Here is a 13,009-nt window from a genome sequence, read left to right as displayed (position 1 = left end):
ACCTGACTGGTGAATTTATCGCTTTTTTCATTTTATCTGTGATGGCGATTGGCGGAGCCGTGTTTATGATCAACTTTACCCGCGTCATCCATATGGCGCTGGCTCTGGCCTTTACCTTTTTCAGTATTGCCGGAATCTACCTGCTCTTAAATGCTGAATTTTTGGCTGTTGTCCAGATCCTCATCTATACCGGAGCCGTTTCCATTCTGATGTTATTTGGGATTATGTTAACGAAGCATAAAGATGAGGATCAAGGCAGCATCCGGCCCATGCACTCCGTCCTCAGCTTTATAGGGGTAGCGGCATTTTTCGGTGTAGTGATGTGGATTATCTACCAAACGCCAATCGCCGGCGGAACGGCAGATCCTAAACTGTTTGGGGTTGCTAAACTGGGAGAAACAGTTTTTAAACAATATGTCATTCCGTTTGAGTTAGCATCCGTCCTGTTGCTCGTCGCCCTGGTAGGAGCTGTCATCCTTGCCAAAAAGGAGGAGAAATAGATGTATCTCACTTCTTATCTGGCACTGGCTGCTATTTTGTTCAGCATTGGATTGTACGGGGTGTTGACAAAACGGAATGCCGTCATTGTCCTCTTTTCGATTGAATTGATGCTGAACGCAGTCAATATCAATCTGGTTGCCTTTTCTAAATATGGATTGTTTCCGAACATTACGGGGCAAATATTTACTTTGTTCACCATCACAGTAGCTGCGGCGGAAGCGGCGGTGGGAATCGCCATCTTAATTGCTCTTTACCGCAATAAGGGAACGGCAGAAGCAGATAAATATGACTCAATGAAAGGTTGACGACATCTCAAAAAACATTTCGGAAGAAGGATGGGTAAACATGAAGGCTTTATTCATTCCCCTCTTTCCCTTGATCGCTTTTCTTCTGCTCACCGTGGGAAGAAAGGTGTGGAGTAAAGGAGCGTCTGCCCTGATCGGCATCATCGCCACCTTTATTTCCTTGCTCCTTTCGCTCCCGGTCTTATGGGAAAGTATAACCAACACCGGGCAAACTTACTGGAAAGTGCCCTGGTTTCATATTGATCAAACCGTCATCAATTTCAGCATCGATGTTGCGCCGTTAAATGTCTTGATGTTAGTGATCGTAAGTTCGGTCAGTTTTCTTGTCCAGCTTTATTCCTGGGGGTATATGAAAAAAGATAAGCGGTTAAATACCTTCTATGCTTATCTCTCTCTTTTCACCTTCTCCATGCTTGGGCTGGTGATCTCGTCCAACTTGCTTGGGATCTATATTTTCTGGGAGCTGGTGGGGGTTTGCTCGTTCCTGTTAGTCGGCTTCTGGTACTTTAAGCCTGAGGCAAAAGCGGCGGCGAGAAAAGCATTTATCGTAACAAGAATCGGTGATATAGGCCTGTTTATCGCGATCTCCCTCCTGTTCTGGCAAGCGGGAAGCTTTGAGTTGAGAGACCTTAAAGAGGCTGTCGCCGGAGGTGTGATCGAACCCTGGATGATCACATTGACCGCGATTCTCATATTTGTGGGTGCGGTCGGTAAGTCAGGCCAGTTTCCCTTACATACCTGGTTGCCCGATGCGATGGAAGGTCCGACTCCGGTCAGTGCTCTCATCCATGCCGCTACGATGGTGGCCGCAGGTGTTTATCTTGTCGCCAATCTCTTTTTCCTGTTCCAGGCATCAGAGACGGCCATGAGTGTGGTGGCTTATATCGGTGGCTTCACAGCGATTTTTGCCGCTTCAATCGGATTGGCTCAAAACGATATCAAACGGGTTCTTGCTTATTCAACCGTCAGCCAGCTGGGGTACATGATGCTGGCCCTTGGATCGGCCGGTTATGTTGCGGGGGTTTTCCATCTGATGACTCATGCTTTCTTTAAAGCACTGTTGTTCCTCGGAGCGGGAGCCGTAATTGTCAGCCTGCACCACGAACAGGATATTCGCAAGATGGGCGGATTGTGGAAGAAAAATCGATGGCTGGGCATCTGGTTTCTCATCGGATGTCTCTCGATCGCCGGTATCCCGCCTTTTTCAGGATTTTTCTCCAAGGATGAAATATTGCTGTCCGCCTATACCGATGGCCGGATGGGGCTGTTTGCAGTGGGAGTGATTGCGGCATTCTTCACCGCTTTTTATATGTTTCGCCTGTTTTTTATGGTGTTTACCGGGGAAGCCCGCGGAGATCATAAGGCGGATCGCGTTCCCTGCGTAATGATGATTCCAATCATGATCCTGGCTCTTTTCACCACGGTGGCCGGATTTTCAAATACCCCCGGGCATTGGCTGGAACACTGGCTGACTCAAGGCTTGTCGATCCATCAGGCTTCGCTTGAGCAAACGCCGCTGTGGATTCCGTTCCTGGCGATCGCGGTTGCCCTGTTGGGAATCGGGTTGGCCTATGTGATGTACGGGCAAAAACGAATTTCTCCTGCATCTGTGACCAGAGCAGTTCCCTGGCTCTACCAGCTGGTCTACCGCAAATATTATATTGATGAAGTTTACCATGTTCTATTTGTTTTGCCGCTGAAAGGGTTTGGCTGGTTTTTAAACGGGATCGACCGCTTCATTGTGGGTGGACTTGTCTACTTGAGCGCCTGGGTTTCCTCGGTGATCGGACAACTGGGTTCCCGCTTGCAAAACGGTCAGGCCCAGACCTATGCCCTGGTCAGTTTGATCGGGTTTGTCTTGTTGATTGTCGGCTTGACGGCGGGGAGGTTATTTGAATGGAAATGATCATGGATTGGTCTCCAACTTTGGTTACATTTGCGCCACTCATTGGTGTTTTTCTCATTCTCTGCCTTCCCCGGAAAAAGCAGGGGTGGCATCGTCTCACAGGCATCCTGGCTACCCTTCCGTCCCTGGCTCTGTCCGTCCTGATGTACGCTGCTTTTGATACAGGGCAAAATGGAATGCAGTGGCTGAAGTCTTATGTATGGTTTCAAGTCCCGTTCCCGCAGGCAAACCCGTGGGTTTTTCATTACAGTATGGGGGCGGACGGCTTGTCCGTGCCACTTGTTCTGCTCACCAGTATCGTAAGTACACTGGCAGCGGTGGCCTCTTTGTACATCAAAAAGAGAACGAAAGAGTACTATCTGCTTCTGTTATTATTGCAGACAGGGATGCTGGGAGTATTCCTTGCCCATGACTTTTTCTTGTTCTTTATCTTCTTTGAGATTACTCTGGTCACTACATTTTTTCTCATTGGGATCTGGGGGTATCTCGGTAAAGAAAAAGCGGCAAATCACTTTTTGCTTTACAACGGATTGGGATCGGGCTTTATGTTGTTTGCCCTGGTCGGTTTTCTGCTCCTGTTTGGATCGCTGGAGTATTCCGCGATTGAAAAGGGCATGAGCGAGATTATTGCTCAGGCGGATCTGTTGAACGACCAGTTTAAAGTGATGTTATGGCTGATCTTTATATGCCTCATCATCGCCTTTGGCATCAAATTGCCAATGTTCCCGTTCCATCCCTGGATGCTCCGCGTTCACACGGAAGCACCAACTCCTGTGGTGATGATCCATTCGGGAATTTTGCTGAAGATGGGAGCTTATGGCTTGATTCGTTTCGGGGTGGGCTTTTATCCGGCCTATATGAAAGAGGCGGCAACTGTACTTGCCATCCTCGGATTGATCAACATTCTGTACGGTGCAATTCTCGCTTTTGTAGAAAAAGAGCTGAAAAAAGTGTTAGCCTACTCCAGTGTCAGCCATATGGGGATTATCCTGCTCGGTGTTGCCGCACTTAATGGTACGGGCCTGCAAGGAGCTATTTTTCAGGCCATCTCACACGGATTGATTTCAGCGCTGCTGTTTTTCCTCGTGGGAAGCTTATATGAACGGACCAAAACGACCCAGCTGGATGAGTTGAGCGGATTAGCCAAATCGATGCCGCTCTTCTCGGGAATCATGATGGTGGCCGCACTGGCACTTCTCGGGCTGCCTGGTTTATCCGGATTTATCAGCGAATTTATGGCGTTTTTAGGGTTGTTTAAGGTGAAACCGGTTATAGCTGCGATTGGAACCCCTGGATTGATCCTGGCAGCTGTCTATACACTGAGGGCTGTGTTAAAAACTTCCTTTGGGCCGATTCGGGAACGGTTTGTACAACTTTCAGATATCCATATCAAAGAAAGTGTTCCCATGATGATATTCGTTGGGCTCATCGTCCTGATTGGTGTCTATCCGGATGTTCTGGGCAATCCGATGCAGCAAACATTACAACTTATCGTGTCAAGGATCGGAGGGTAGGCACATGGAACAATATCTGCTCGATTTTGATTTGAAGGTAATGGCTCCGGAGCTGGTCATCGTCTCTGCCGCCGCCCTTCTGTCAGTGATCGATTTAGTGTTGAAGGAATCGGTTCCGCGCAAGATCATCGGTGTTTTAAGCCTGCTGAGCGTTATTGCGGCCGGAGTCTTTGTCGGTATGGGCTTTGACCACCCAAGTTATCAAATTTTGGGGGATACCTATCGCATTGATCCCTACAGCTTAACTTTTAAGGGAATCATCCTTGCCGGAACAGCCCTTGTGCTCCTCTTTTCTCTGGGACAGAAAAAAGAAGACCCGGAAGCCAAAGAAGGAGAGTACTACTATCTCCTGTTAACCGCGGTCCTCGGTGGAATGATCATGGTTTCTTCCGCCGACTTGATCACCCTGTTCGTCGGGCTGGAACTATTAAGCCTTTCTTCTTATATTCTGGTGGGGATTCGCAAAAAAGAATTGCAATCAAATGAAGCGGCCTGGAAGTACGTTGTGCTGGGAGGCGTTTCCTCTGCTTTTATTCTGTACGGGATGTCATTTGTCTACGGATTGACCGGTAGCACCAATCTGTTTACGATCCAGCAGAGGATGATGGAGGCATTAAACGGCGGATATGAGCTTATCATCTTTCTTTCCCTGTTCTTGATGGTAGTGGGCTTTGGCTTCAAAATCGCCACTGCTCCCTTCCAAATGTGGACACCTGATGTCTACCAGGGAGCCTCCACTCCGATTACGGCATTTTTATCCGTCGTTTCCAAAACAGCTGCTTTTGCCTTTGTAATGCGTATTTTGCTGATCGCCTATGTCCCTCTTATCAACACGGGGGCCTGGGAAGAAGTGGTTGGACCCCTCTTGATCATCATCGCCGCCCTTTCGATGATAGTGGGAAATACAGTTGCTCTCAAACAAACCAACGCGAAGCGGCTGATGGCTTATTCCAGCATTGCACAGGCAGGGTACATTTTAGTTCCTCTTGCCACCCTGGGCTTGATGCCATTTTCAAGTATGGCGTACTATCTTCTGGTCTACCTGTTTATGACTATGGGCGCATTCTGCATCATTGATCTGGTAACCAGGGAATCGGAAAATGAAAAAATCAGTGCATTTGCAGGGTTGCATCGAAAATCGCCCTGGCTTGCTTTTGCCATGTCCGTCTTCTTGATCTCGCTGGCGGGAATTCCGGTCACAGCCGGTTTTTTCGGCAAGTTTTATCTTCTGACCAGCGCAGTCTCCAGCCAAAAATTCTGGCTCGCCGGCATTATGATTGTCACCACGATCATTTCTTATTACTACTATTTTGGCATCATTCGCCAGATGTATTTCCGATCAGCCCCCTCCGTCGCTGCCATCCCCGTCCCGTGGACAGCGGGTCTCGTTATTGTCATCGGCCTGGCCGGAACGATTGGATTGGGGATTTATCCCGATGCAGTTGTCCAGTTTTTGGGCAAAATCAACTGGGGCCTGGGATTGAGTCCCGCCGAAAATATGATGCAGCAATAAAGTTTTTGCCAGAAACAATTTCACCCCGCTCCTCCACATCAGGAAGCGGGGTATTATTCTACATGAAAAAAGGATTCTAAATCAGATTGATCTTTCACAGAAAACTCTCATGACCTGGCATGAAAGGTTAAATCATTCCTTCCTCACCACAATCCTAAACGATTCAGTTTTCAATATACAGCACATATGTACGTCATCATTGGATTTGATAAATATTCCTTTTTCTGTAAAAAAGTATGCTCCAGGCATCCCACAAGGGGATCAGGCATCCCACAAGGGGATCAGGCATCCCACAAGGGGATACCGAGTAAAGCTCACTTTCATCTACCCCATTAAAATAGGGAGTATGCTTGCAAGTCATAAAAATTTTTTTGCTCTCTACATCTTTTTCATGTACCATTGTTTCATGTGAAGAACCATTCAAAGAAGGAGTGCATATCATGGGAGGAGCGGCTCTGTTTGGATTAAACGCACTCATCAATATTTGTTTGTCACTGGTTTGCATCGTTGTTTGTTGGTGGGTATTGATGGGGATTCGTATTGAGATGGTTATGCGGGTCAAACGCACTGCCCAGGCCAAAGCGCTGATGATCATTTTGTCTATCATACTGGGCCATCAATTAGCCACTTTTTTGATTGATTATCTCAGCTGGTCGAGATCAATCAGTCAGCTGTTTACTTAGTCTAAATCGTATATTCTCTCCCCCATTTGTGAAAAATGGTAATGATAAAAACGAGCGGGAGAGGATATAATGAAGAAGTTGCAGTTATTCCAGGTTGGATTATGGATTTCTCTCAGTCTGTTTTTGGCAGGTTCACATACGGACCCGTCCGCAGAATCAGTTTTGTTGCGCGTATTTCAATCGGTGGGGGCAGATCCTGAGCAGTATGTCCTGCACCATGGAAGCCGTATCTCCAAACCTGTTGCCAGAGCACAAATGAACACCTTTGTGAAACGACTCCAAACATCTTTACAGCTTATGCCGGTAAACAGGCAAGTTAACAAAAATGCCATACAATACACAACTTCGGGACGAATTGGACGAAACTTAACGGCAGAATTAAACGTTATCAACGATGAGCCACTAAGAACGTGGAGTCAACCTTATATTTCCATTCAAGTAAGGGGTCGTGGAATCCCGGGGCAGGAATTGGCCCGTGTACGCAAACAGCTAGTTAATGTTCTCCATTCAAATGGAATTATTCCGCATTTTCATTTTACAATTCAAGGAAGCCAGCCACTTCGCTCCGGTCTGGAACAACCCATTGTTCAAGCGTTAAAAAAGTTACAGGCCAGCGAAGTTGAGTCAATGCGTACAAGCCATACGGTAAGTATCTCTGCCCATACTCCCATGTTGCCCGGAGGCCTGAAAACGGGAGGCGGTTTGATGAACATTCAAGCTGCGGCACGGGTTAACCACGACACTCATCGGCTGATATTTACATTAGGAACGCCGATTATCACCATAGAATACTAACTATGCGGAGGGAAGACACTTGGAAAAAATCATTGTTCAAGGTGGAGCACGGTTAAGGGGAAGAGTTAAAGTTCACGGGGCAAAAAATGCCGTTCTCCCTCTGATTGCTGCTTCGATTCTGGCTTCGCGCGGTAACATTAAAATTTTGGATGTTCCGATGCTTGAAGATGTGAAAACCATTACCCAACTGCTCCGGCGATTGGGGGTATTTACCGAACTCGGGGATGATCAGGTTACCATCAATGCTGAAAAATTAAATTTAACCGAAGCCCCGTATGAATTGGTTCGCAAAATGAGAGCCTCCTTTATCGTTATGGGGCCCCTTCTTGCCCGTAAAAAGCATGCCCGAATCCCCCTTCCGGGAGGATGTGCGATCGGAACCCGTCCCATTGATTTACACCTCAAAGGATTAGAGGCATTAGGCGTCAAATTTGAGATGGGTCAAGGATATGTTGAGGGACATGTACCGGATCGTCTTCGAGGAACCAGAATCTATCTTGACTTCCCAAGTGTAGGAGCCACGCAAAATATCATGATGGCGGCAACGCTGGCCCAGGGTCGTACCGTGATCGAAAATGCGGCCTGCGAGCCGGAAATTATTGATCTTGCAAACTTTCTCAATGCGATGGGAGCAAAAGTGCGGGGAGCCGGAACAGACGAAATCCGCATCGATGGTGTAGACTTCCTGCGCGGGACGGAATATACCGTCATCCCCGACCGCATTGAGGCGGGTACTTATATGGTAGCGGCTGCGATAACACGCGGTGAAGTGTTTGTTGAAGGAGCCATTTCTGATCATTTGGGCCCGTTGACTGCGAAAATGCGTGAAATGGGCGTTCATGTATTAGAAGGGGAAAACGGTATTCATGTCCGTGCCGAAGGCGAGTTGAAACCTGCCGATGTGAAAACATTGCCTTACCCGGGATTTCCTACAGATATGCAATCCCAGATCATGGCGTTACTGCTGACTGCCAAAGGAACCAGCTTACTTACCGAGACTGTTTTTGAAAACCGCTTTATGCATGTAGAAGAATTTAAGCGCATGGGTGCGGCCATTAAAATTGACGGTCGTACGGCGATTATTGAAGGGGGCCGTCCACTTTCCGGCGCCCAGGTAAAAGCCACTGATTTGCGGGCGGGTGCTTCCTTGATCCTGGCAGGTCTAGTGGCCGGAGGGGTTACTGAAGTGACCGAACTGCACCATGTAGACCGTGGATATGTGGATATCGTTGGCAAGCTTCGTGCATTAGGTGCCGTGATTGAGCGCGTGGCTGTAGATGAAAACAAAGATTCCGCTGTTCATCAACATTCTTACGCGTAACGTGGCAAAGCGGTTTACAAAACGGTTAGAATGGAACTGTGGGAAATAATCGTAATCTCAGGAAAAGCAGACGATAAGCGAGCCGTTTATCGTCTGCTTTTTCGGTTGTATAGAGTTTTTTGCCATGCTTTCTCTATTTATGGTTCTAAAGGATAGAAGGTTTCATAATAGTTTAATAGAGGCTGGATGAAGGTACTGCTATACGGGAGAAACCCTGATTCCAGCCGAGAGATCAGAGTTCAGGGAGAAGTGGCAATAAGCTTAAACAGTGAAATTGTCTCAAGGAAAATGGACGGAGGCGAAGATGGTTGCAAAAAAGACTGTTGTTTCTCACTGTTACCCTCATCATTGTCATTCTGATTATTCCGGCGTTGCTGGTTGCGTTTCAAACCGATCCTTCGCCGCAATCTGCTTCTGCCAGCACAGTCCGGCAGGTGAATTCCACCGCAAACAAGGATTCCTCGCCGGTCATCCGTGTCTATCTGACCCATGAGAAACGAGTGGAAGAAGTACCTTTAGAATCTTATATACGCGGGGTGGTCGCCTCCGAGATGCCGGTAAACTTTCATGTGGAAGCCCTTAAAGCCCAGGCATTGGCTGCTCGTACATATATCATCGACCGCCTGGTGAAAAAAGATTTTTCAGATATGTCCCGTTGGGGAAAAGCAGCCGAATCCGCAGTAGTTACCGATACAGTCCAGCATCAGGTCTATTCAACTGACCAACAGTTGCAGAAGAAGTGGGGCACCAATTATAAAAACAACATAAAAAAGATTGATGAAGCAGTTCGTGCCACCCGAGGAAAAATTATCACCTACAAGGGAAAGCCGATCTATGCAGCTTTTTTTTCAACCAGCAATGGCCGGACAGAGAACTCCGAAGATTATTTTTCCGCTAAGTATCCTTATTTGCGAAGTGTAGACTCCTCCTGGGATCAACAGTCTCCCAAATATGAAGGGGTGAAGACCTTGAGGCTGGATGACCTCACCAGGAAGTTGCAAAAGAAAACCGGAAAATCAATCGCGCTCCCAACCTCATCCGGACAGCGGATGATGCAAGTATTGGAGCGGACGAGCGGTAACCGGATCTCCCGGATTCAAATTGGTGATCAGAAGTTTACGGGACGGGAAGTCAGAGAGGCTCTGCAATTGCCCTCTTCTGATTTTAGTTGGGAGATCAAAGGCAAAAAGGTCGTGGTGAAAACACGGGGTTATGGCCATGGTGTGGGAATGAGCCAGTGGGGCGCCAACTTGATGGCACAACAGGGTAAAAAAGTGACGGAGATTGTTCAACATTATTATCAGGGGGTAAAGGTACAGAAAGTTCAGCTCACTATTTCTGAGAGAGGATAACCCGGCTTTGCCGCTGGCAATGAAAAATAACAGAGGAACGGGAAACTCACTGCTATTCCATAGGGTTTGCGAATTTACTAAAGATTGTTCACCTTGGGTATAAAAAGAGTTTTTGCTGTCGACAATGGTTCCTGAGGTGATTAGATAATGAAACCAGAAGAACCAAATAAAAACATCCCTTCCTTTGAAAAAGCGAAACGCCGCCTCAAATGGAAGCGGCTATTCGGAAAAAAGTGGTTTTTTCCGGCAGTTTATGTGACAGCGGCCGCACTGATTCTAAGCCTTGCCTGGTGGTATCAAAATTATCAGCTGGAAGAAGTAACAAAAACCACAAAAACAAAATTGGGTACATCAGATACCATTTTGCAAGAAGAGTATGTTCCTGATAACCCGATCGGGGAAGAAATGGTTTTACCAGCGGGGAAAAACTCTCAGGCTGTAAGAACCACAGGCTTCTACGATGAAGCAGGCTCCCAGAAAAGCAAAGAGGCGTCTTTAGTAAAGTATGCAAATACTTACTGGCCTCATACGGGAGTGGATTTTGCCCGCAAAGACGGGAAAACATTTGATGTGGTTGCTGTTTTGGATGGAAAAGTAACTCGTATCGAAGATAATCCCATTGTCGGGTATCAAGTGGAGATTCAGCATGAAAGCGGCATTACCACTGTTTACCAGTGTGTGGATGATGTAAAAGTCCGGAAAGGGCAACAAGTCAAACAGGGTGATGTCATCGCCAAAGCCGGCCGCAACAATTTTGAAAAGGAGGCCGGGGTTCATCTGCACTTTGAGGTACGAAACAAAAACAACCAGGCAGTGAACCCGGCTCAATATTTACCAGGCGAAAATGAATAAATGAAGCCGTCCTCGCGCAGAGGACGGTTTTTTCTTGAGTTGGAAGCTTGTCAGTGCTTGTTCATGGAGAATAACCCATAAAACGACTCATATAATGTACCAGACATTTGGAAAGGGGGAACAAGGCGAGTGCATGATTATATTAAAGAAAGAACCATAAAAATTGGACGCTACTTTGTAGAAACACGAAATACAGTTCGTACGATTGCCAAAGAGTTCGGCGTTTCCAAAAGCACGGTTCATAAAGATTTAACAGAGCGTCTGCCTGAGATTAATCCCGATTTAGCCAATCAGGTGAAAGAAATCCTTGAATACCATAAGTCTATTCGCCATATCAGAGGAGGGGAGGCAACAAAAATAAAATATAAGCGCAAATCGCCAGTGAAAGAGATAAGAGCCCGGGAAGTTCCCGTTAAAGTTTAATAACAAACACGCACCGGAAGCAGCTATGTGTCATTTTTAGAAGATCAGGGGCTCTTATCACGGAATACCATTCGCTCCGGTGCACTTCTTTGTGAGAAAAACGTTTGGAAACGATTATGACTAAGTGTAGACTTATGTCAACAGTTGCGATATATTCTATTTATACACAGTTGGAATTAGCCTGCAAGATCATGTATAGATATGTTGCGTTTCGTAGGACGAGCTTTTAATGAAGTTAGTTATTTGGAGAGGAATGGCAAATGAGTTATCCGGATAAAGAAAAGCCGATGAACGGTCATTCAGAACAGATGGAGAATGCTAAAAACCCGATGGAAAATGCAAAAAAAAAGACAAAAAAAAAGCCGAAAAGCTCGTTAAAAGAGTTAAGTAAAGACCTGGAATCCCGTCTGCCGATCGGTAAGCTAAAATGGAGCAAAAGTGATGAGGAAGACTTGGACACGCAGACAAATTTAGGGATCAAGGACAAAGAAAAGGACAGCCCGGCCGTTGATGTGTCGAAACATCCCGATGAACCCTCCCCTGCCATCGGACAGCTAAAACAAAAAGCAGATGAGGATTCAACGGAAAAAGCGGACAGTCCAAAGCCTGTGGATCACTTCGACAAGGCCTCTGCCAAACAGGTTGAACAGAAGCTGGAAGAAGAACAGAGAACAGGGAAACATCAAAGCGCTCCTTCGCTGGAAGACACATTAACGCCGATTGACTTTAAGGAGTATTCCATCGACCCTTTGCCCGAGCCCAAAGAAAAACATGAGTACCAAACAGAGGTAAAAAAACCGGCGTTTAGTGTGGAACAAGATTGGGAAAACAATCATGATGATTCCTATTCAGATGACGGTAATCCCGATATTTCCGAAGGAAGCGGGACAGGAAAAAATGTTGTAAAATGGGCGGTTAAAATTCTGTGGTTACCGGTATTGTTGTTTGTTGTTCTAATCGTTAGTCTGATTATTGGCCATACTTTTATTGGAGACCAACCGGCGGGCGATGTTTTTGATATAGAGATGTGGGAGCATATCTATAATCTTATATATGGGTAAAAGAACCCGTCTGCGCTTTGGGTTAATTGCTTGAAGCGGGAAAGACGGGGTCTTTCGTGTCTGTTTCTGTTCATTTTAAGCAGATCTGTTTCTATTTTTAAATGGCAAGCTGTGAGAGGAGGATCCTGGATGAACTTGCCCAATTTATTAACAATGGTTCGCTTAGCTTTGATTCCTGTTTACCTCGTCGTCTTTTTCTCGGACCAGCCAATGAGAATGTACTGGGCTCTAGGGATAATCCTTCTCGCAGGGTTGACAGATGTTGTAGATGGATATCTGGCACGCCGCAATCAACAGATCACTCAGCTGGGGATTATGCTGGATCCTCTTGCCGATAAACTGATGATGATTGCTGTCTTTTTATCCCTGTTGATTTCCGGCAAAATCAGCTTTTGGGCCGCAGTTGCGATTTTCTTCCGGGATATGACGATGATCCTTTGCTCGGTGATCTTTCATTTCCGCGGGAAAAAAACCGTTCCTGCCAATATGTTGGGGAAACTGACAACTGTTCTCTTTTATATCGCACTGTTGCTGTTGATGATCAGCTCTCCGGGTGACTCAATGTGGGAAATTGCCCAGGTGTTTTTATGGTCAGTGATTGCCCTTTCCTATTTAACTTCCATCGTCTATATGTTTCAGCTCAAAATGGTGAATGAACGGTTTATGTAATGAAAGTGATTGTTTCTATGAAATCTTTGCCTATGATTTGGGGACCGGTACCAGATGGGACGGTTCTTTTTTTATGTCCGCAGATCTTGTATGATAGGGTGTTAGGAGGTGTGA

General features: G+C 46.4%; 13 protein-coding genes. All 13 read left to right on the top strand.

Features of this window, described 5'->3' with window-relative positions:
- Positions 1-2: 2 nt before the first annotated feature.
- The 13 genes from I8U27_RS16660 to pgsA all read left to right on the top strand — a co-directional run bounded on the left by I8U27_RS16660 (position 3) and on the right by pgsA (position 12,895).
- Entirely contained in the window at positions 3-500 is a 498-nt protein-coding gene (locus I8U27_RS16660; RefSeq protein WP_181754018.1) for an NADH-quinone oxidoreductase subunit J, read from the top strand.
- Complete coding sequence (nuoK, locus tag I8U27_RS16655) at positions 501-806, top strand: NADH-quinone oxidoreductase subunit NuoK (protein WP_181753960.1); 306 nt, start codon at positions 501-503, stop codon at positions 804-806. It abuts the gene before it with no gap.
- 40 nt (positions 807-846) lie between these two features.
- On the top strand, positions 847-2,712 hold the full coding sequence (gene nuoL / locus I8U27_RS16650; protein WP_181753961.1) for an NADH-quinone oxidoreductase subunit L: 1,866 nt from the start codon (positions 847-849) through the stop codon (positions 2,710-2,712).
- Positions 2,703-4,226: a complex I subunit 4 family protein gene (locus I8U27_RS16645; protein ID WP_309506171.1), complete on the top strand. Its 1,524-nt coding sequence runs from the start codon at positions 2,703-2,705 to the stop codon at positions 4,224-4,226. Before nuoL ends, I8U27_RS16645 begins: the two co-directional genes overlap by 10 nt.
- Positions 4,227-4,230: 4 nt before the next feature.
- Positions 4,231-5,739, top strand: coding sequence for an NADH-quinone oxidoreductase subunit N (locus I8U27_RS16640; protein WP_181753963.1), 1,509 nt, complete (start codon positions 4,231-4,233; stop codon positions 5,737-5,739).
- 440 nt (positions 5,740-6,179) lie between these two features.
- Positions 6,180-6,422 (top strand): DUF1146 family protein, encoded by a 243-nt coding sequence (locus I8U27_RS16635; protein WP_181753965.1) that lies wholly within the window; start codon positions 6,180-6,182, stop codon positions 6,420-6,422.
- A 69-nt stretch (positions 6,423-6,491) separates the two neighbouring features.
- A complete protein-coding gene (locus I8U27_RS16630) occupies positions 6,492-7,217 on the top strand; it encodes a YwmB family TATA-box binding protein (RefSeq protein ID WP_181753967.1) in 726 nt (241 codons plus the stop codon).
- Between the two features lie 19 nt (positions 7,218-7,236).
- Positions 7,237-8,538: a UDP-N-acetylglucosamine 1-carboxyvinyltransferase gene (gene murA / locus I8U27_RS16625; RefSeq protein WP_181753969.1), complete on the top strand. Its 1,302-nt coding sequence runs from the start codon at positions 7,237-7,239 to the stop codon at positions 8,536-8,538.
- A gap of 308 nt (positions 8,539-8,846) precedes the next feature.
- Positions 8,847-9,890, top strand: a complete 1,044-nt coding sequence (gene spoIID, locus I8U27_RS16620) for a stage II sporulation protein D (RefSeq protein WP_181753971.1) — start codon at positions 8,847-8,849, stop codon at positions 9,888-9,890.
- A 147-nt stretch (positions 9,891-10,037) separates the two neighbouring features.
- Positions 10,038-10,742 carry a M23 family metallopeptidase gene (locus I8U27_RS16615; RefSeq protein ID WP_181753973.1) on the top strand — a complete coding sequence of 235 codons (705 nt, stop codon included), beginning with the start codon at positions 10,038-10,040 and terminating at the stop codon, positions 10,740-10,742.
- A gap of 129 nt (positions 10,743-10,871) precedes the next feature.
- The gene (spoIIID, locus tag I8U27_RS16610) at positions 10,872-11,165 is read left to right on the top strand and encodes a sporulation transcriptional regulator SpoIIID (protein WP_181753975.1); all 294 of its coding nucleotides are present in this window, start codon (positions 10,872-10,874) and stop codon (positions 11,163-11,165) included.
- Between the two features lie 260 nt (positions 11,166-11,425).
- Positions 11,426-12,226, top strand: a complete 801-nt coding sequence (locus I8U27_RS16605) for a DNA-directed RNA polymerase subunit beta (protein WP_181753977.1) — start codon at positions 11,426-11,428, stop codon at positions 12,224-12,226.
- Between the two features lie 129 nt (positions 12,227-12,355).
- A complete protein-coding gene (gene pgsA, locus I8U27_RS16600) occupies positions 12,356-12,895 on the top strand; it encodes a CDP-diacylglycerol--glycerol-3-phosphate 3-phosphatidyltransferase (protein ID WP_181753979.1) in 540 nt (179 codons plus the stop codon).
- The last annotated feature ends 114 nt before the right edge of the window (positions 12,896-13,009 follow it).

It is taken from the genome of Paenactinomyces guangxiensis (genome assembly GCF_016055185.1).
GTDB classification, from domain to species: Bacteria; Bacillota; Bacilli; order Thermoactinomycetales; family Thermoactinomycetaceae; genus Paenactinomyces; species Paenactinomyces guangxiensis.
Note: the sequence above shows the minus strand (reverse complement) of the source record. Positions and strands in the feature narration are given on the sequence as shown.

What these genes read in the sequence shown, in the direction of transcription:
- I8U27_RS16645 (WP_309506171.1), top strand. Translation starts at nt 2,703, where the DNA reads ATGGAAATGATCATGGATTGGTCTCCAACTTTGGTTACATTTGCGCCA.
- nuoK (WP_181753960.1), top strand. Translation starts at nt 501, where the DNA reads ATGTATCTCACTTCTTATCTGGCACTGGCTGCTATTTTGTTCAGCATT.
- I8U27_RS16605 (WP_181753977.1), top strand. Translation starts at nt 11,426, where the DNA reads ATGAGTTATCCGGATAAAGAAAAGCCGATGAACGGTCATTCAGAACAG.
- I8U27_RS16640 (WP_181753963.1), top strand. Translation starts at nt 4,231, where the DNA reads ATGGAACAATATCTGCTCGATTTTGATTTGAAGGTAATGGCTCCGGAG.
- pgsA (WP_181753979.1), top strand. Translation starts at nt 12,356, where the DNA reads ATGAACTTGCCCAATTTATTAACAATGGTTCGCTTAGCTTTGATTCCT.
- I8U27_RS16635 (WP_181753965.1), top strand. Translation starts at nt 6,180, where the DNA reads ATGGGAGGAGCGGCTCTGTTTGGATTAAACGCACTCATCAATATTTGT.
- I8U27_RS16630 (WP_181753967.1), top strand. Translation starts at nt 6,492, where the DNA reads ATGAAGAAGTTGCAGTTATTCCAGGTTGGATTATGGATTTCTCTCAGT.
- nuoL (WP_181753961.1), top strand. Translation starts at nt 847, where the DNA reads ATGAAGGCTTTATTCATTCCCCTCTTTCCCTTGATCGCTTTTCTTCTG.
- I8U27_RS16615 (WP_181753973.1), top strand. Translation starts at nt 10,038, where the DNA reads ATGAAACCAGAAGAACCAAATAAAAACATCCCTTCCTTTGAAAAAGCG.